The sequence below is a fragment of the Williamsia phyllosphaerae genome (assembly GCF_014635305.1).
In the GTDB taxonomy this organism is placed as follows: Bacteria; Actinomycetota; Actinomycetes; order Mycobacteriales; family Mycobacteriaceae; genus Williamsia_A; species Williamsia_A phyllosphaerae.
Window position 1 is genome coordinate 202,292 of the sequence record NZ_BMCS01000003.1, and the last position, 17,594, is coordinate 219,885.

Annotated in this window: 19 protein-coding genes; 16 read left to right on the forward strand and 3 right to left on the reverse strand. The window is 68.6% G+C overall.

Annotated features, from left to right (window positions below):
* Positions 1 to 95 precede the first annotated feature (95 nt).
* From IEV93_RS19505 to IEV93_RS19535, 7 genes are all read left to right on the forward strand, one after another.
* On the forward strand, positions 96 to 473 hold the full coding sequence (locus IEV93_RS19505; protein ID WP_188492146.1) for a YraN family protein: 378 nt from the start codon (positions 96 to 98) through the stop codon (positions 471 to 473).
* Positions 473 to 1,984, forward strand: a complete 1,512-nt coding sequence (locus IEV93_RS19510) for a YifB family Mg chelatase-like AAA ATPase (RefSeq protein ID WP_188492148.1) — start codon at positions 473 to 475, stop codon at positions 1,982 to 1,984. The genes IEV93_RS19505 and IEV93_RS19510 overlap by 1 nt, the downstream gene beginning before the upstream one ends.
* Positions 1,984 to 3,114, forward strand: a complete 1,131-nt coding sequence (gene dprA / locus IEV93_RS19515; protein WP_188492150.1) for a DNA-processing protein DprA — start codon at positions 1,984 to 1,986, stop codon at positions 3,112 to 3,114. Before IEV93_RS19510 ends, dprA begins: the two co-directional genes overlap by 1 nt.
* Positions 3,115 to 3,188: 74 nt before the next feature.
* The gene (locus tag IEV93_RS19520) at positions 3,189 to 3,701 is read left to right on the forward strand and encodes a hypothetical protein (RefSeq protein ID WP_188492152.1); all 513 of its coding nucleotides are present in this window, start codon (positions 3,189 to 3,191) and stop codon (positions 3,699 to 3,701) included.
* Between the two features lie 40 nt (positions 3,702 to 3,741).
* Positions 3,742 to 5,022 carry a saccharopine dehydrogenase family protein gene (locus tag IEV93_RS19525; protein ID WP_188492154.1) on the forward strand — a complete coding sequence of 427 codons (1,281 nt, stop codon included), beginning with the start codon at positions 3,742 to 3,744 and terminating at the stop codon, positions 5,020 to 5,022.
* Between the two features lie 52 nt (positions 5,023 to 5,074).
* A complete protein-coding gene (locus tag IEV93_RS19530) occupies positions 5,075 to 5,923 on the forward strand; it encodes a siderophore-interacting protein (protein ID WP_188492157.1) in 849 nt (282 codons plus the stop codon).
* 88 nt (positions 5,924 to 6,011) lie between these two features.
* The gene (locus tag IEV93_RS19535; RefSeq protein WP_188492159.1) at positions 6,012 to 6,911 is read left to right on the forward strand and encodes a tyrosine recombinase XerC; all 900 of its coding nucleotides are present in this window, start codon (positions 6,012 to 6,014) and stop codon (positions 6,909 to 6,911) included.
* A gap of 98 nt (positions 6,912 to 7,009) precedes the next feature.
* Here IEV93_RS19535 and IEV93_RS19540 read toward each other — a convergent pair whose 3' ends face one another.
* Positions 7,010 to 7,525, reverse strand: coding sequence for a murein hydrolase activator EnvC family protein (locus IEV93_RS19540; RefSeq protein WP_371873868.1), 516 nt, complete (start codon positions 7,523 to 7,525; stop codon positions 7,010 to 7,012).
* A gap of 314 nt (positions 7,526 to 7,839) precedes the next feature.
* Between IEV93_RS19540 and rpsB the strand changes: the two genes are divergently transcribed.
* From rpsB to IEV93_RS19565, 5 genes are all read left to right on the forward strand, one after another.
* On the forward strand, positions 7,840 to 8,715 hold the full coding sequence (rpsB, locus tag IEV93_RS19545; RefSeq protein ID WP_188492161.1) for a 30S ribosomal protein S2: 876 nt from the start codon (positions 7,840 to 7,842) through the stop codon (positions 8,713 to 8,715).
* A 202-nt stretch (positions 8,716 to 8,917) separates the two neighbouring features.
* Positions 8,918 to 9,742 carry a translation elongation factor Ts gene (tsf, locus tag IEV93_RS19550; RefSeq protein WP_188492162.1) on the forward strand — a complete coding sequence of 275 codons (825 nt, stop codon included), beginning with the start codon at positions 8,918 to 8,920 and terminating at the stop codon, positions 9,740 to 9,742.
* A 207-nt stretch (positions 9,743 to 9,949) separates the two neighbouring features.
* Positions 9,950 to 10,684: a UMP kinase gene (pyrH, locus tag IEV93_RS19555; RefSeq protein ID WP_188493218.1), complete on the forward strand. Its 735-nt coding sequence runs from the start codon at positions 9,950 to 9,952 to the stop codon at positions 10,682 to 10,684.
* Positions 10,685 to 10,697: 13 nt separating this feature from the next.
* A complete protein-coding gene (frr, locus tag IEV93_RS19560) occupies positions 10,698 to 11,255 on the forward strand; it encodes a ribosome recycling factor (RefSeq protein WP_188492163.1) in 558 nt (185 codons plus the stop codon).
* 22 nt (positions 11,256 to 11,277) lie between these two features.
* Entirely contained in the window at positions 11,278 to 12,201 is a 924-nt protein-coding gene (locus IEV93_RS19565; protein WP_188492164.1) for a phosphatidate cytidylyltransferase, read from the forward strand.
* A 47-nt stretch (positions 12,202 to 12,248) separates the two neighbouring features.
* Here the strand turns inward: IEV93_RS19565 and IEV93_RS19570 are convergent, their stop codons facing one another.
* Entirely contained in the window at positions 12,249 to 12,611 is a 363-nt protein-coding gene (locus IEV93_RS19570) for a LapA family protein (protein WP_188492165.1), read from the reverse strand.
* 98 nt (positions 12,612 to 12,709) lie between these two features.
* Here IEV93_RS19570 and rlmN point away from each other — a divergent pair, with 98 nt between their 5' ends.
* On the forward strand, positions 12,710 to 13,819 hold the full coding sequence (rlmN, locus tag IEV93_RS19575) for a dual-specificity RNA methyltransferase RlmN (RefSeq protein WP_188492166.1): 1,110 nt from the start codon (positions 12,710 to 12,712) through the stop codon (positions 13,817 to 13,819).
* An 18-nt stretch (positions 13,820 to 13,837) separates the two neighbouring features.
* Here rlmN and IEV93_RS19580 read toward each other — a convergent pair whose 3' ends face one another.
* Entirely contained in the window at positions 13,838 to 14,122 is a 285-nt protein-coding gene (locus IEV93_RS19580) for a DUF2631 domain-containing protein (protein WP_188492167.1), read from the reverse strand.
* Between the two features lie 168 nt (positions 14,123 to 14,290).
* On the opposite strand from IEV93_RS19580, the gene puuE reads away from it, so the two are divergent.
* Genes puuE through IEV93_RS19595 form a run of 3 tightly spaced genes read left to right on the forward strand, consistent with a single transcriptional unit; the run spans position 14,291 to position 17,588 of the window.
* On the forward strand, positions 14,291 to 15,202 hold the full coding sequence (gene puuE, locus IEV93_RS19585; RefSeq protein ID WP_188493220.1) for an allantoinase PuuE: 912 nt from the start codon (positions 14,291 to 14,293) through the stop codon (positions 15,200 to 15,202).
* The gene (gene dxr / locus IEV93_RS19590) at positions 15,163 to 16,365 is read left to right on the forward strand and encodes a 1-deoxy-D-xylulose-5-phosphate reductoisomerase (protein ID WP_371873869.1); all 1,203 of its coding nucleotides are present in this window, start codon (positions 15,163 to 15,165) and stop codon (positions 16,363 to 16,365) included. The genes puuE and dxr overlap by 40 nt, the downstream gene beginning before the upstream one ends.
* A gap of 8 nt (positions 16,366 to 16,373) precedes the next feature.
* Positions 16,374 to 17,588: a M50 family metallopeptidase gene (locus IEV93_RS19595; protein ID WP_188493222.1), complete on the forward strand. Its 1,215-nt coding sequence runs from the start codon at positions 16,374 to 16,376 to the stop codon at positions 17,586 to 17,588.
* Positions 17,589 to 17,594: the final 6 nt, after the last annotated feature.

Here is a 17,594-nt window from a genome sequence, read left to right on the forward strand (position 1 = left end):
CCGGTTTCTGCACAGATCGGGTCGCCTCCGCAGATCGGTGTCGTGCGGGGCGTCGTCGCGTCGGTGGGGTCGGCCGGTGCGGTCATGGTTGGTCGGTGGCTACAGCGAAGCGGGGGCGCAATCGGCGCCAGGTGATCGGGCAGCGCGGCGAGGATGTCGCGGTCGAGTATCTGTCCGGTGCGGGGTGGTCGGTGCTCGACCGCAATTGGCGGTGTCGGTACGGCGAGATCGATGTGATCGCCGTCGACGGGACCGATCTGGTGATCGTCGAGGTGAAGACGCGTACGGGGTCGTTGTACGCCGACCCGGCCGAGGCGGTGACGTATGAGAAGTACCGCCGCCTGCGTCGTCTGGCCGGGCTGTGGTTGGCCGATCAGGAACGCGGGTGGCCGGTCATCCGGTTCGATGTCATTGCCGTGCAGATCGATTCGGCCGGGACACCGGGTATCCGTCACCTGCGTGGGGTGTTCTGATGTCGCTGGGGTGTGTGCGCTCGGTTGCGATCAGCGGGGTCGAGGGTGTGATGGTGGAGATCGAGGCGTTCATCGGTCAGGGGTTGCCGGGGGTGCAGCTGGTGGGTCTGGCCGACGCGTCGCTCAAGGAGTCGAAGGATCGGGTCCGGGCGGCGATCACCAACAGCGGGAAGAAGTGGCCCGATGGTCGGATCACCTTGAGTCTGTCGCCGGCCACGCTGCCCAAGTCGGGGTCGAATTACGATGTGGCGCTTGCGTTGGCGGTGTTGGCGGCGAAGGATCTGGTGCCGACGCACCATCTGGAGAAGACGGTCTTCATCGGGGAGTTGGCGCTCGACGGTCGGATCCGGGGAGTGCGTGGGGTGTTGCCCGCGGTGGTCGCGGCACGGCGGGCGGGGTTCACCCATGTGGTGGTGCCGTTGGCGAACGTGGCGGAGGCGGCGTTGGTGTCGGGGATCGATGTCGGTGGGGCTGGTCATCTGTCGGATGTGTTGGGGTGGTTGTCCGGTGAGCGGGTGCTCGACACCGTCGGTGACGAGGCGGGTGCGGTGGAGTCGGCGCCGGTTCCCGATCTGGCCGATGTGGTGGGGCAGGAGGAGGCGCGCTACGCGCTCGAGATCGCCGCGGCCGGGGCCCATCACCTGTTCATGACCGGTCCGCCGGGGATCGGCAAGACGATGTTGGCCCGGCGACTGCCGGGGATCCTGCCGCCGCTGACCGAGCTGGAGTCGTTGGAGGTCACCGCGATCCACTCGATCGCCGGGACGCTGCCCGCGGGGCGGCCGTTGGTGACCGAGCCGCCGTTCATCGCGCCGCATCACTCGGCGTCGTCGACCGCGCTGGTCGGCGGCGGTACCGGGATGGCCCGACCCGGTGCGGCCTCCCGCGCACACCGCGGAGTCCTGTTCCTCGACGAGTGCGCGGAGCTCGGCGTCAAGGCGCTGGAGTCGCTGCGCACCCCGCTCGAGGACGGTGAGACCCGGGTCATGCGCCGCGACGGGGTCGCGGTGATGCCGGCCCGATTCCAGCTGATCCTCTCGGCAAACCCGTGCCCGTGTGCACCCGCCAACGACGTCGACTGTGTGTGCTCGGCGCAGGTCCGGCGCCGCTATCTCGGCAAGCTGTCGGGTCCGCTGATGGATCGGGTCGACATCCGCGTCCGGATGGACCCACCCGGTAACGCCGCACTGATGAACCCGTCCGGTGAGAACAGCGCCGATGTCCGTGCACGGGTGACCTTCGCGAGGGAGGCGGCGCGGGCCCGGTGGGCGGAACGGGGGTGGCAGACGAACAGTGAGGTCCCGGGATCGGCCCTGCGACAGGACTTTCGTCTCCCGGCAGCGGTCACCCGTCCGATCGAGTTGTTCCTCCGCGACGGCCGGGTCACCGCCCGGGGTGCCGACCGCGCGTTGCGGCTCGCGTGGACACTGACCGATCTGCGAGGCGGGGTGTCGCCGACCGAGGACGAGGTGGCGCAGGCGTTGCTGTTCCGCGATCGGGGGTATGCGTGATGGATGCTCGCGAGAGACTCGCCTGGGCCTACCTGGCCGCGGTGTCCGAACCCCCGTCGGCCGCGGTGATCCGACTTGTCGACGCCGTGGGCGTCGTCGACGCCGCGCAGGCCGTCGCCACCCGATGCGTGCCGGAGGGGCATCAGGGCGTTCTTCGCCCGACGGCCGCACGATACGAGAAGGACACCGCACGAACCGATCTCGAGACCGCCGAGCGGATGAACGGTCGGTTGGTGACGCCCGTCGACGACGAGTGGCCGGGGTGGGCGTTACACGCGTTGACGATGTCGGACACGGCGCCACGCGGCGGTCCGCCGTTGGCGCTGTGGGTCCGTGGTGGCGGGCGACTCGACGCCATCACCGACCGCGCGGTCGCCGTGGTGGGGTCGCGCGCATCGACCGGATACGGCCAACACATCACGTCGAAGATGGTCACCGGACTCATCGGATCGGGCCGCGGCGTCGTCTCCGGCGGGGCGTACGGCATCGACGGCAGCGCGCACCGCGCCGCGCTTGCCTCCGACGGGCTGACCGCGGCGGTCCTGGCGTGCGGTTTCGACATCGACTACCCGACCGGCCACACGCAGCTGTTCGCCGGCATCGTCGCCGACGGCGTGGTGGTCAGCGAGTACCCACCGGGCACATCGGCCGGACGACACCGGTTCCTGACCCGCAACCGGCTGGTGGCGGCACTGTCCAAGGCGGTTGTCGTGATGGAGGCGGGCCGACGAAGTGGGTCGCTGAACACCGCGGCGTGGGCGGTGAAGTGCGGTGTGCCGGTGGGCGCCGTGCCGGGGCCGGTGACGTCGGCCATGTCGGTGGGATGTCACCGGATGATCCGCGACGGCCAGGCCCAGCTGGTCATGGACGCCGACGACATCGAGCACCTCATCACCCCGGACGGTGTGGACGACGCGGCGGGAACCACGCGCCGTCCGGATGAGCGGACCCTCGACGACGTCCAGAGCAGGGTCCGCGACGCGATACCCGGCCGTGGTTCGGCCACCATCGCCGAGATCGCCTTCGCGGCGGGGATCGAGGTCGCGCGGACCCGGTCCGCGCTGGCAATGCTCGAGACCTACGGCTTGGTCGCCTCCGACGGATCGGGCTGGCGCCTGCCGGCGCGCTGATGTCGGGCGACACCGATACCGTCGAGTCGACAGCACTGCGCGTCGTCGATTTACGCGGGGAGGAGGACGAGACCATGGAGGCAGCCGGAGACGGCCCGCTCGACGCCGCGGCACACGCCGCGTTCGAGGTGTTCTTCTCCGACCTCGACGCGGGGACGTTGACCCGGGACGAGGCGATCGACGGCTTCACCGCGTTGATGTCGATCACGGCGTCGCCCTCGGACGAGCCGACGCTACCACCGGACTCCGACCTCGAGATCCTGCGCAACACCCCTCGAGACGCGGTGCTCGTGGCGTTGCTGCCGATCGGCGGTTGGGTCGTGCCCGACATCGATTCGCCGGACGGTTTCGTCGGACGGATCAGCGTGGAACTCAGCGAGCTCTCCGGAATCGTCCGCGACTTCCGACACCACATCGTGGTGGCCGGGCTGGCCGACCCGGGTGAGCTCGTCGGTCACTTTCTCATCGTGCGCACCGCACGCGGCGAGACCGTGGTGCGCGAGTTCGCGACCGGTGTGATGCTCGACGACGCCTACCGGAACACCGCTGCGGTCTGGGCGAGTGGCCGCTCCGGACCGGTGCTCTAGAACCGACGCCTGCCGCCGATGCGCTGACTAGGCTGGCCCGATGCGCATCCTGCTGATCGGTGCCGGTGGTGTCGGCGACGCCATCGCGAAAATCGCCGCCCGCCGCGATTTCTTCGAACTCTGCGTGGTGGCGGACTTCGACCCGGCGCGCGCCGAGCGGACGGTGGCGGCGATCGCGGAGCGCACCGGAGCGGAGTCCGCGCGCCGTTTCGCCGCCGCGCAGATCGACGCCTCGGACGCCGACGCGGTGACGGCGTTGGCACTCGAGCACCGCGTCACCCACGTGATGAACGCCGTCGAACCGTCGTTCGTACCGACGGTGTTCGCCGGCGCGTTCGCGGCCGGGGCCGACTATCTCGACATGGCTATGAGTCTGAGCTCGCCCCATCCGACCGATCCCTACGCGCAGACCGGTGTGATGTTGGGGGAGCAGCAGTTCGCCGCGCACGACGAGTGGGAGTCGGCCTCTCGGCTCGCGCTCGTCGGCATGGGCGTGGAGCCGGGCCTGTCGGATGTGTTCGCGCGCTACGCCTGTGACGAACTCTTCGACACCGTCGACGAGCTCGGGACGCGGGACGGTGCCAACCTCGTCGTCCGCGACGAGTCCGGGAACGAGATCTTCGCGCCGTCGTTCAGCATCTGGACCACGATCGAGGAGTGTCTGAACCCGCCGGTGATCTACGAGTCCGGCCGCGGGTGGTTCACCACCCCGCCGTTCTCCGAGCCCGAGGTCTTCGACTTCCCCGACGGCATCGGCGAGGTCGAGTGCGTCAACGTCGAACACGAAGAGGTGCTGCTCATGCCGCGCTGGCTCGACGCGCAGCGGGTGACGTTCAAGTACGGCCTCGGCGCCGAGTTCATCGGGGTGCTCAAGACGCTGCACACGCTGGGCCTCGACTCCACCGCACCCATCCGTGTCCGATCGGCCGATGGTCCGGTGTCGGTCGCACCGCGCGATGTGGTCGCGGCCGCGCTGCCCGATCCCGCCGGGATCGGACCGATCATGACCGGTAAGACCTGCGCCGGGATGTATGTCACCGGCACCAAGGACGGCGCTCCTCGTGCGGTGTACCTCTACCACGTCAGCGACAACGAATGGACGATGCGTGAGTACGGGACCCAGTGCGTGGTGTGGCAGACCGCTCTGGGACCCGTTGTCGCGCTGGAACTCCTGGCCGCCGGGACGTGGACGGGTGCCGGGGTGCTCGGTCCCGAGGCGTTCCCGGCCGGTCCGTTCCTCGAGCTGATGGCGCGTCCCGAGGCCGACGGCGGCTTCGGGCAGACGTGGGGGCTGCGCGAGGAGACGCCGGCGACAACTTAGGGTGCCCTTTGCTGGCGTGTACGCTCGGGAACGACAGCAAGGAGAAACACCTGTGGCCAGGAAGCTCAACACGATGGTCGTCACCCGCACCGAGTGGATCACCGCGCACATGGTTCGCGTGCACCTCGGCGGACCCGGGTTCGCCGAGTTCGACGCCAGCGACGACACCGATTCCTACATCAAGATCATCTTCGGCCGACCGGGGGTCGACTACCCGGAGCCGTTCGACCTCGAGCGCATCCGTAGCGAGTTCGCGGCCGATGACCAACCCGCCGTCCGCACCTACACGGTGCGGTCGGTCGACACCGAACGGCAAGAAATCGCAGTCGATTTCGTCGTGCACGGAGAATCCGGCATCGCCGGCCCGTGGGCCGCGTCCGCCCGGCCCGGCGACGTCGTGCGGTTCAACGGGCCGGGCAGCGGGTACCGACCCGACCCCGCCGCGCCCTGGCATCTGATGGCCTCCGACGAGGCGGGTCTCCCCGCACTCGCGTCGGCGCTGGAGGCATTGCCCGACACCGCGATCGCCAAGGTGTTCATCGAGGTCGCCGGCCCTGACGACGAGCTGACGCTGGTGGCTCCCTCCGGCGCGGACATCACCTGGATCCACCGCGGCGCCGGATCGGACGAGGCCGACGACGCCGTGGCCGGGGACAACGCACCGGTCATCGCAGCCGTGCGCGCCGCGGAATGGCTCGATGGCGAACCACAGGTCTTCATCCACGGTGAGGCGCAGGCGGTCATGCACAACCTGCGGCGCTACGTCCGCAGAGAGCGCGGTGTCTCGGCCAAGAACGCGTCGATCTCGGGGTACTGGCGTCGCGGACGCACCGAGGACGGTTTCCGTCAGTGGAAGGCGGAGTTGCGCAAGGAAGAAGAGAAGGCGGGCAGCGCCCTGTAGGACGATCTCTGCTCGTCGCCCGGGCACGCTTTGGTCACGGAGTGCGTGTGGGCTTGCCCCGTCGGCGGTTTCCACGTGAGGTGACGACGTGACCACTTCCACCCGGCTCGGTGAGTTCGAGGACTTCCTGCGCTACGAGCGCGGGAGCAGCGAGAACACCATCCGTGCCTATGTGGGCGACGTCCGTGCGTTGATCTCGTTCGCCGGTGTCCGCAAGCGTGCGATCACCGACCTCGACCTCGCCCTGCTGCGGGCCTGGCTGGGGGAGTCGACCCGTCGCGGCGCCGCCCGCACGACCATCGCCCGGCAGGTGTCCTCGGTCAAGACGTTCTGCGCCTGGGCAACGCGCGAGGGCCTGTTGGGTTCGGACGTGTCGATCCGCCTGCAGGCCCCGCGGGCGCACCGCACCCTCCCGCCCGTGCTGACCGCCGATCAGGCCCGCCGGGTCGTCGACGACCCGGTGCGCTCGGACAGTGACGCCCCCATGGCCATCCGCGACCGGGTGATCGTCGAGCTGTTGTACGCCACCGGCATTCGTGTCGGCGAGCTGTGTGGACTGGATGTCGGCGACGTCGACGACAACCGCCGCGTCCTGCGCGTCATCGGCAAGGGGGACAAGGAACGGACGGTCCCGTTCGGGGTCCCGGCGGCGCAGGCCGTGGACCGGTGGTTGCGCCTCGGGCGGCCCGCGCTCGCGACGCCGCGATCCGGAGCGGCCCTGCTGCTGGGAGCCAAGGGCGGCCGACTCGATCCGCGGATGGCACGAAGCGTCGTGCACGCCGCGACGCAGTCGGTCGAGGGGGCGCCCGATCTCGGTCCCCACGGTCTACGCCACTCCGCAGCCACCCACCTGCTCGAGGGCGGGGCGGATCTCCGCGTCGTCCAGGAGTTGCTGGGCCATTCCTCGCTGGCGACCACGCAGCTCTACACCCATGTCGGTGTCGAACGGCTGCGCGCGGTCCACCGCCAGGCGCATCCGCGCGCCTGACCGAGCCCGACCCGGGCAAACGAGGGCCCAACCCGCGTCGACGAAGGCCCAACGCGACGAACAACGGCCCAACCGCGGTGAGCGAGGGCGCGACACGGTCAGGCGTCGCCGGGCTGGAGGGGTTTGAGCCGGACACGGACAACCCCGAGGAGCGCCAGGGGATCGAGGTAACGGGCGGCCGATCCCGCACCGCGGCGCGCACCCCAGTGCAGACACACACCGACGCAGCCGGCGTGACCGGCGACGAGTGTCCCGAGCGGGTCGCCGCGCGACACCGCCTGACCGGCCGTCACCTGGGGCTCCACCGGTTCGTAGGTGGTGAGGATGCCGTCGGGATGGCGCACCGACACCACCTGTTTGCCGGCCACCTCGCCCGCGAAGTTCACGACGCCGCCACCCGCCGACCGGACCACCGCCCCGACGGTGGACGCCAGGTCGACCCCGCGATGACCGGGCATCCACCGCTGTTCGGGCGGATCGAACCCGCGGACCACCGATGGCCGCGGCGCCAACGGCCAGCCGTACTCGCCGGTGGCCGCCGACCCGTCGGAGGTGGTGAGGCCCGTCCCCACGAGCCCCACCACCACCGACGCCGTGATCAGACGCGTCGCCACACGGTGAAACCTCCCGCGACGGCGCCTGTCCACAGTGCTCAGACGTGCCCCGTGACCTCGTGGTTCCACCTCGTCGCGACGGATTTCGCCTGCACCCGTCGGCGTGCGTAGACTGGCCGATGCGCTTCACCCGGTGGGTGGAGTGACTTCGCACGCCTGCGAAACCGTCTGCACCCCGTCATCGGGGATCGCGGCCGGTGCCACCGACCAGGCGGTCCCGAACTCAGATGAGTCCGGGTTCTGGTCGGCGTCAGGCGTCAGGGTCGGTCGCACCTGCGGCCGACGAGAAACTGCACACAGGAGAGAACACACACATGGCAGTCGTGACCATGAAGCAGCTGCTCGACAGCGGCGCTCATTTCGGGCATCAGACCCGTCGTTGGAATCCCAAGATGAAGCGATTCATCTTCACCGATCGCAACGGCATCTACATCATCGATCTGCAGCAGACGCTGACCTACATCGACAAGGCCTACGAGTTCGTCAAGGAGACCGTCGCCCACGGCGGCACCGTTCTCTTCGTCGGCACCAAGAAGCAGGCGCAGGAGTCCATCGCGTCCGAGGCGCTGCGCGTCGGGATGCCGTACGTGAACCAGCGCTGGCTCGGTGGCATGCTCACCAACTTCTCCACCGTCCACAAGCGTCTCCAGCGCCTCAAGGAGCTCGAGACCATGGAGCAGACCGGTGGCTTCGAGGGTCGGACCAAGAAGGAAATCCTCATGCTCACGCGTGAGATGACCAAGCTCGACCGCACCCTCGGTGGTATCCGAGACATGGCCCGCGTGCCATCTGCCGTGTGGATCGTGGACACCAACAAAGAGCACATTGCTGTCGGTGAGGCCCGCAAACTGAACATCCCGGTCATCGCGATCCTGGACACCAACTGCGATCCCGACCTGGTCGACTACCCGATCCCGGGCAACGACGACGCGATCCGCAGCGCTGCGCTGCTGACCCGCGTGGTCGCGTCGGCCGTCGCCGAGGGCGTCCAGGCACGTGCCGGTTCCAACACCGACAGCGACACCAAGCCCGAGGCGGGCGCCGGTGAGCCGCTGGCGGAGTGGGAGCAGGAGCTGCTGACGCAGGCCACCGCCCCCACCGGCACCGAGGCTGCCGCCCCGGCTGCCGAAGCCGCACCGGCGGAGGCCCCGGCCACCGCGACCGAGGCACCCGCGGCCCCGCAGGCCTGACCACCTGTCGACGAGCCCACCCGCTCGTCGTCATCGACGCGTACGCCGTCGCCGAGGTGACCACCTCGGCGGCGCGCACGCCGGGACTCGACTCGCGAGGCGTTCTCCCACATCGCCGCCCGCGACATCCGACACGGCGGTGTGCCGCGCGGTCACCCGCGTTGTCCATCGCCCACCGAAGATCTAAGGAGGCTCGCCACCGATGGCGAACTACACTGCCGCTGACGTGAAGCGGCTCCGCGAACTGACCGGCTCGGGAATGCTCGACTGCAAGAACGCGCTGGCCGACAACGACGGCGATTTCGACAAGGCCGTCGAGCAGCTCCGCATCAAGGGCGCCAAGGACGTCGGCAAGCGTGCCGAGCGGTCCACCGCGGAGGGCCTCGTGGCCACCCGCGACGGCGTGATGATCGAGATCAACTGCGAGACCGACTTCGTCGCCAAGAACGAGGAGTTCCAGAAGCTCGCCGACCGCATCGTCACCGTGGCCGCCGAGCAGAAGACCGCCGACCTCGACGCCCTGGGCGCCGCGAAGCTCGACGACAAGACCGTCGCCGACGCCGTCGCGGAACTCTCGGCCAAGATCGGCGAGAAGCTCGAACTGCGTCGCGTCGTGTCCTACGACGGACCGGTTGCGAGCTACCTCCACAAGCGCGCCTCGGACCTGCCGCCCGCCGTTGGTGTGCTGGTGTCCTACACCGGTGACGGCCCCGAGGCGGCCGAGGCCGCTCGCGGTGCCGCCATGCAGGTCGCCGCGCTCAAGGCGAAGTACGCGACGCGCGACGAGGTCCCCGCCGACGTCATCGAGAGCGAGCGTCGCATCGCCGAGCAGACCGCTCGCGAGGAGGGCAAGCCCGAACAGGCCCTCACCAAGATCGTCGAGGGCCGCGTGACCGGCTACTACAAGGACGTCGTCCTCATCGACCAGGCGTCGGTGCAGGACTCGAAGAAGACGGTGAAGTCCGTGCTCGACGCCGCAGGCGTCACGGTCGTGGCGTTCACCCGCTTCGAGGTCGGCCAGGCCTGATCGCACACACTGACAACCCCGGTGAGCATGAAGTCGCTCGCCGGGGTTGTTCGTGTCCGGGCGCAATCGTCGATCCCGCCCGGGTGGTGCACCGGGGATTGCGATCGCGATGCCCGGCACCGCATAGGATCACCGAGGGCGAACCTCTGCGTCTCGCTCCGGCGTGGGACAGATGCGAGGACAACGAAAGGTGTCGCAGTGACCGAAGTGGGTGACCCGGGATCCACCGGTGACCGTCCGGGCTTTCGTCGAGTGGTTCTCAAGCTCGGTGGCGAGATGTTCGGTGGCGGCAAGGTCGGACTCGACCCCGATGTCGTGGCCACCGTCGCCGCCCAGATCGCCGAGGTCGTCCGCAGTGGCGTCGAGATCGCGGTGGTCATCGGTGGCGGCAACTTCTTCCGCGGTGCCGAACTCCAGCAGCGCGGTCTCGAGCGGTCCCGCTCGGACTACATGGGCATGCTCGGAACCGTGATGAACTGCCTTGCCCTGCAGGACTTCCTGGAGAAGCTGGGTATCGTCACCCGCGTGCAGACCGCCATCACCATGGGCCAGGTCGCCGAGCCGTACATCCCGTTGCGCGCCCAGCGCCACCTCGAGAAGGGGCGCGTGGTCATCTTCGGTGCCGGCATGGGCATGCCGTACTTCTCCACCGACACCACCGCCGCGCAGCGCGCCCTGGAGATCAAGGCCGAGGCCGTGTTGATGGCCAAGGGAGTCGACGGCGTCTACTCCGCCGACCCCCGCATCGACCCGAACGCGACGCTCTACCGCGAGATCACCCACCGCGAGGTGATCGAGAAGGGGTTGGCCGTGGCCGACTCCACCGCGTTCAGCCTCTGCATGGACAACAAGATGCCGATGCTGGTGTTCAACCTCCTGGTGGAGGGCAACATCGCCCGAGCGGTCGCGGGTGAGAAAATCGGAACCCTGGTGACCACGTGATGGAGGAGAAGTCGTGATCGACGAAGCAATGTTCGACGCCGAGGAAAAGATGGAGAAGGCGGTCAGCGTCGCCAAGGACGACATGGGCGGTATCCGTACCGGTCGTGCGAATCCCTCGATGTTCAACCGCATCGTCATCGACTACTACGGTGCGACCACACCCATCACGCAGGTCTCGTCGATCAGCACCCCCGAGCCGCGCATGGTCATCATCAAGCCGTACGAGGCGGGCACGCTCAACGACATCGAGACGGCCATCCGCAACTCCGACCTCGGCGTCAACCCGACCAACGACGGCAACATCATCCGGGTCTCGATCCCGCAGCTCACCGAGGAGCGTCGACGCGAGCTGGTCAAGCAGGTGAAGTCGAAGGGCGAGGACGCCAAGATCTCGATCCGCAACGTCCGCCGTAAGGCCGTCGACGAGCTCAAGCGCATCCAGAAGGACGGCGAGGCGGGGGAGGACGAGGTCGGTCGCGCCGAGAAGGATCTCGACAAGACCACCGCGGGCTACGTTCATCAGATCGACGAACTCGTCAAGCACAAGGAGGGCGAGCTCCTCGAGGTGTGAGACCCCGGGCGACTCGATACGAATGGACAGACAGGACCGACCAGTGACGGACACGGACCCGACGGCAGGAACGCCGTCGTCACCCCCGGTGGCGACCGGCGGTGATGCCGCGGCCCCGGAGCCCAAGCGCTCCCGCGCCGGTCGTGACCTCCCGGCCGCGATCGCGGTCGGTGGGTCGCTGGGCGTCGGGGTCATCCTGGTCCTGGTCTTCATCCCCAAGGTCTGGATCGGCGTGGTCGCGGTCTCGCTCGCGGTCGCCATGTGGGAGGTCATCAAGCGGCTGCGTGCGGGCGGTTATGACGTCGGCGTGATCCCGCTGCTCGTCGGCGGCCAGGCCATCATGTGGACCAGCTGGCCCTACGGCACCAACGGCGCGCTCGTGTCGTTCGTCGCCACGGTTCTCGTCGCGATGATCTGGAAGTTGTTGTCCCAGGGCGTCACCGACCCGCCGGTGAACTACCTCCGCGATCTCGCGGTGACCGTCCTGGTGCTCGCGTGGCTCCCGTTGCTCGCGTCGTTCGCGATCATGATGGTGCTGCAGAGCCATGGGTGGGCACGCGTGCTGACCCTGATGATCGTCGTCGTGTGTTCCGACATCGGCGGGTACGCCGCCGGGGTGCTCTTCGGCCGACACCCCATGGTCCCCGCCATCAGTCCCAAGAAGTCATGGGAGGGGATGGCCGGCTCGTTGGTCTTCGGCACCGTCGGCGCCGTACTCGTGGTCACCTACCTGGTCGACGCGCACTGGTGGATCGGACTGGTCCTCGGACCCGTCCTGGTCGTCTGCGCGACCCTCGGAGACCTCGTCGAGTCGCAGGTGAAACGCGATCTCGGCATCAAGGACATGGGCACACTGCTGCCCGGCCACGGCGGCATCATGGACCGACTCGACTCGATCCTGCCGTGTGCGTTCGTGGTGTGGGCGATCCTGGGCGCCCTGCTCTAGCCGCCACGTCGCCGGTGAGCGGGCCGCGCGGCCCGCCCACCGATGGGTCAGGCCTTGCGGACGGCCCGACGGATCTGGAACATCCGCGCCCCGCCGACCACCGCGGTGATCAACGCGCCCGCGATGGCCGCGATCAGCAGACTCACGCCCTGGGGGAGGTTGACCTCCCAGAAGAACAACTGGATCGACCGGCTGTCGAGGTTCTGCACGATGAAGACCAGCAGCAGGATCAGGATGATCGCCCCGACGATCACGCCGACCCACGCCGACTTGGTCCGCGTGTGCTGGACGTCGCTGAGCGCCTGTTTGACCGAATCGCGGTGATCGGCCGCGGGCAAACCCGCGTCGCTGGAGCCGCTGGTCTCGACCGGCTGTGGATCCCTGCCCGCCACGGGTTCTTGGTTCGTCATGGACACATCATCGTCGATGTGGCGTCCGGAGAGGGAACGATTCCTCGCGCGTCGGGAGTCGATTGGATTTCCGTCCCGAACTGCGAGACCGTTGACCCATGCCTGGTCCCGACCTCCCGTTGGTGTTCGACGCCCCCAAGCGGGGGCGTCCGCCGACCCACCTCGCGGACCTCGACCGCGCGCAGCGCACCGAGGCCGTGCGCAAGCTCGGTCTGCCCGCGTTCCGCGCCGACCAACTCGCGCGCCAGTACTACGGCCGGCTCGAGGCCGACCCCACCGCGATGACCGACCTGCCCGCGGCGGTCCGCGCGACGGTGGGGCAGGAACTGTTCCCGACCCTGATGACGCCCATCCGGCACATCGCCTGCGACGACGGGACCACCCGCAAGACACTGTGGCGTCTGCACGACGGCACCATGCTCGAGTCGGTTCTGATGGGCTACCGCGACCGCACCACGGTGTGCGTCTCGAGTCAGGCCGGGTGCGGCATGGCGTGCCCGTTCTGTGCGACCGGGCAGGGTGGTCTGGACCGCAACCTGTCGACCGCCGAGATCGTCGACCAGGTCCGTGCGGCCGCACGCGCGGTGGCCGACGGTCAGCTCCCCGGCGCCCGGCGTCTGTCCAACGTGGTCTTCATGGGGATGGGTGAGCCGCTGGCGAACTACAACCGCGTCCGGGACGCGGTGCTGCGCATAACCTCACCGGCGCCCGAGGGCCTCGGTATCTCCCAGCGCTCGGTGACCGTGTCCACGGTGGGTCTCGCGCCGGCGATCCGTCGGCTCGCCGACGAGAAGATGCAGGTCCGCCTGGCGGTGTCGCTGCACACTCCCGACGACGAACTGCGCGACACCCTGGTCCCGGTCAACAACCGGTGGTCGGTGGAGGAAGTGCTCTCTGCCGCACGGTATTACGCGGACGTGTCCGGTCGGCGTGTGTCGATCGAGTACGCGCTCATCCGCGACATCAACGACCAGCCGTGGCGTGCGGACCTGCTGGCGAAACGACTCCGCCAGCACCTCGGGCACCTGGCGCACGTGAACGTGATCCCGCTGAACCCGACACCGGGCAGCGAGTGGGACGCCGCGCCCAAGCCGGTCGAGCGCGAGTTCGTCCGCCGGGTCAACGAGGGTGGGGTGCCGTGCACCGTCCGCGACACCCGTGGTTCGGAGATCGCCGCGGCCTGCGGTCAGCTCGCGGCCGAGGGCTGAACGCGAAGGGTCGAGAGCTCAGTTCTTCCACTTGCGGCGACCGAGGTACAGGTCGCGCAGAAGGATGAACCACAGTGCCGCGGTGAAACCGATCAGGTAGAGATCCTCGACGCGGCTCTCGTGGTTGCCGATGATCATGGCCAGCAGCAGGATCCCGCTGAGCCATCCACCGATCCGCATCGCGGTCTTCGATTCCCCGTGCCACCCGAAACGGGCCGACGGTGCATCGGCGGGCTCGTGGGCCCATCCGGTGGCGACGACCTCGGAGTGGGACTTCGAGTGCTCGACCTCGCTGCTTGCCACTGGCGTTCTCCTCATTTCCGACGTCGCGCCGCTCGCGTGGGCGTCAACGATGGCGCGTAGTAGGCACAGCATATCGCCGTCGTGTCGGGGGCTGCAGCCGAGGATGGCCGGTGTGAGAATGGCCGGGTGTCGTTGTCGAGATATCGGTCCGAGAACTATCCCCGCGACATGGTCGGGTACGGCCAGCACCCACCCGACCCGAAGTGGCCCGACGGTGCCGCGATCGCGGTGCAGTTCGTCCTCAACTACGAGGAGGGGTCGGAGAACAACGTCCTCGAGGGCGACCGGGGGAGTGAGACGTTTCTCTCCGAGATGTCGGGCGCGGCGTCCTATCCGAACCGGCACCTGAGCATGGAATCGCTCTACGAGTACGGCTCCCGCGCCGGTGTGTGGCGTCTGCTGCGGGTGTTCGAGCGCCGGGGGATACCGCTGACCGTGTTCGCCGTCGCCCAGGCCATGGCCCGTAACCCCGAGGTCGTCGCGGCGTTCGCCGAGCGCGGCGACGAGATCGCCGCGCACGGTTTTCGCTGGCTGAACTACCAGCTGATAAACCCGACCGTCGAGCGCGCGCACATGACCGAGGCGATCGACCTGCTCACCGAGATCACCGGTCACCGACCGCTGGGGTGGTACACCGGTCGCGATTCCCCCAACACGCGTCGCCTGGTCGTCGAGCAGGGCGGATTCGCCTACGACGCCGACAGCTACGCCGACGACCTCCCGTATTGGGTGTCGGTCCCCGACGGTCGTGGCACCGACGTCGATCACCTGGTCGTGCCGTACACCCTCGACACCAACGACATGAAGTTCGCCTCGCCCATCGGTTTCGCGACCGGCGACGATTTCCACACCTACATCCGGGACGCGTTCGACGTCCTCTACGCCGAAGGCGTCGCGGGTGCGCCGAAGATGCTGTCGATCGGCCTGCACTGCCGCCTCGTCGGTCGTCCCGCCCGCATCGCCGCCCTGGAACGGTTGTGTGATCACATCCAGTCCCACGAGCGGGTGTGGATCACCCGGCGCATCGACATAGCCCGGCATTGGCACGCCCATCACCCGCCGACCACAATGGACGGGTGACCATCCGCGTACTGATCCTCGGTTCCACCGGGTCCATCGGAGTCCAGGCCCTCGAGGTCATCGCCGAGCACCCGGACCGATTCGAGGTGGTCGGCCTCGGAGCGGGTGGCTCGAACATCGACGCCCTCGCACAGCAGATCACCGCGTTCGGGATCGCGTCGTCGGCGGTGGCCGTCGCCGATCCGGCCGGTGCGGAGGAACTCGAGCGGGTCCTCGACATCGGCGGGGTCCTGCGGGGTGACGACGCGATGTGCGCCCTCATCGAATCGGTCGAGGCCGACGTCGTGCTCAACGCCGTCGTCGGGTCGTTGGGCCTGCGGCCCACCCTGGCCGCGTTGAAGTCGGGCGCCCGACTGGCCCTGGCGAACAAGGAGTCCCTTGTCGCCGGTGGTCCGCTCGTGCTCGCCGCGGCGGCGCCGGGGCAGCTCGTGCCGGTCGACTCGGAGCACTCGGCCATCGCGCAGTGCCTGCGCGGGGGTAGCGCCGCCGAGGTCGACCGTCTCGTGCTGACGGCCTCGGGCGGCCCCTTCCGAGGACGGACCGCCGCCGAACTCGTCGACGTCACGCCCGAGCAGGCGGGCAAACACCCCACGTGGGCGATGGGGCCGATGATCACCCTGAACTCGGCGACATTGGTCAACAAGGCCCTCGAGGTCATCGAGGCGCACCTGCTCTTCGACGTCGCCTACGACCACATCGACGTCACCGTGCACCCGCAGTCGATCGTGCACTCGATGGTCACCTTCGTCGACGGTGCCACCATCGCCAAGGCGTCGCCCCCGTCGATGAAGCTCCCCATCGCGCTGGCCCTGGGATGGCCCGACCGGGTCCCGGGCGCATCGAGCGCCTGCGACTTCTCCACGGCGTCGGCGTGGACGTTCGAACCGGTCGACAACGACGTGTTCCCGGCGATCGACCTCGCCCGCGCGGCCGGAACCCGAGGCGGATCGCTGACCGCGGTGTTCAACGCGGCCAACGAGGCCGCGGCCGACGGCTTCTTCGCCGGGGCGATCACGTTCCCGCGCATCGTGGGCATCATCGGTGACGTCCTCGCGCAGGCGGACGAGTGGGCCGCGACCCCGGGTACCGTGGAGGAGGTTCTCGCCGCCGACGACTGGGCTCGTCGGCGGGCCGCTGAACTCGTCATTCGGTCAGAGAGGTAATGGCTCCGGTGGTCTTCGTTGTCGGTGTGCTGCTGTTCGCGCTGGGATTGTTGCTGTCCATCGCGTGGCATGAGTGTGGTCACATGTGGGCTGCGCAACGTACCGGCATGCTCGTGCGGCGGTACTTCATCGGTTTCGGCCCCACCATCTGGTCGTTCCGACGCGGCGAGACCGAGTACGGCATCAAGGCGCTGCCACTGGGCGGTTTCTGCGACATCGCCGGCATGACCACCTACGACGAGATCGCGCCGGAGCAGGCCCATCGGGCGATGTACCTCCAGAAGGCGTGGAAGCGCTTCGTGGTGATGATCGCCGGACCGATGCAGAACTTCATCCTCGGGTTCGTGCTGATCGTGATCATGGCGCTGAGCGTGGGCCTGCCCGACCTCAGTCCGCCGCCCACACCATCGAGGGTCGGTGGCACCGACTGCGTGAGCGCCACCATCGCATCCGACGGCACCTCGTCGCCGTGTACCGGAACCGGTCCCGCTGCGGCCGCCGGCCTGCGGGCCGGTGACGAGATCGTCGCCGTCGGCGGTCAACCGGTGAGCACCGCGTCCGAGCTGAGCCCGGTCATCCAGAAGAGCACCGGTCCGGTCGTGCTGACCGTGCTGCGTGACGGTGCCCGCTTCGACGTCACGGTCACCCCGCAGCCGGTGACCGTCCCGGACACCGAGGCCGGTGCGGGTGCGACGAAAACGGTGAACCAGATCGGCATCGCGTACCCGCGCACGTCGGGCTACACCCAGTACTCGGTGCTCGGTGCCGTCCCCGGCGCGGTGATGTTCACCGGTTCGCTCGCCCACGCCACGTGGGACTCGTTGCTGTCGCTGCCGTCGAAGGTCGGTGCGCTGTGGACCTCGGTCACCGGTGGTGAACGTGCCGCCGACACCCCGGTCAGCGTCTACGGTGCCAGCGTCATCGGCGGCGACCTGGCCGAGCGGGGTCAGTGGGCCGCGGTCCTCCTGCTGCTGATCAGCATCAATTTCTTCCTCGGTCTGTTCAACCTGGTCCCGCTGCTGCCGCTCGACGGCGGCCACATCGCGATCATCGGATACGAGAAGGCCCGCAACACGATCCGTGCCCGCCTGGGCAAGGTGGCCAAAGGCCCGGTCGATTACATCAAGCTGATGCCGGCGACGTACGTGGTGCTCGCGATCATGGGCAGCTACATGGTCCTGACCCTCACCGCCGACATCATCAACCCGATCAAACTCTTCTAGGAAGCG

What these genes read in the sequence shown, in the direction of transcription:
- tsf (WP_188492162.1), top strand. Translation starts at nt 8,918, where the DNA reads ATGGCGAACTACACTGCCGCTGACGTGAAGCGGCTCCGCGAACTGACC.
- IEV93_RS19570 (WP_188492165.1), bottom strand. Translation starts at nt 12,611, where the DNA reads ATGACGAACCAAGAACCCGTGGCGGGCAGGGATCCACAGCCGGTCGAG.
- dprA (WP_188492150.1), top strand. Translation starts at nt 1,984, where the DNA reads ATGGATGCTCGCGAGAGACTCGCCTGGGCCTACCTGGCCGCGGTGTCC.
- puuE (WP_188493220.1), top strand. Translation starts at nt 14,291, where the DNA reads ATGGTCGGGTACGGCCAGCACCCACCCGACCCGAAGTGGCCCGACGGT.
- IEV93_RS19525 (WP_188492154.1), top strand. Translation starts at nt 3,742, where the DNA reads ATGCGCATCCTGCTGATCGGTGCCGGTGGTGTCGGCGACGCCATCGCG.
- rlmN (WP_188492166.1), top strand. Translation starts at nt 12,710, where the DNA reads ATGCCTGGTCCCGACCTCCCGTTGGTGTTCGACGCCCCCAAGCGGGGG.
- rpsB (WP_188492161.1), top strand. Translation starts at nt 7,840, where the DNA reads ATGGCAGTCGTGACCATGAAGCAGCTGCTCGACAGCGGCGCTCATTTC.
- IEV93_RS19510 (WP_188492148.1), top strand. Translation starts at nt 473, where the DNA reads ATGTCGCTGGGGTGTGTGCGCTCGGTTGCGATCAGCGGGGTCGAGGGT.
- IEV93_RS19565 (WP_188492164.1), top strand. Translation starts at nt 11,278, where the DNA reads ATGGACAGACAGGACCGACCAGTGACGGACACGGACCCGACGGCAGGA.
- IEV93_RS19520 (WP_188492152.1), top strand. Translation starts at nt 3,189, where the DNA reads ATGGAGGCAGCCGGAGACGGCCCGCTCGACGCCGCGGCACACGCCGCG.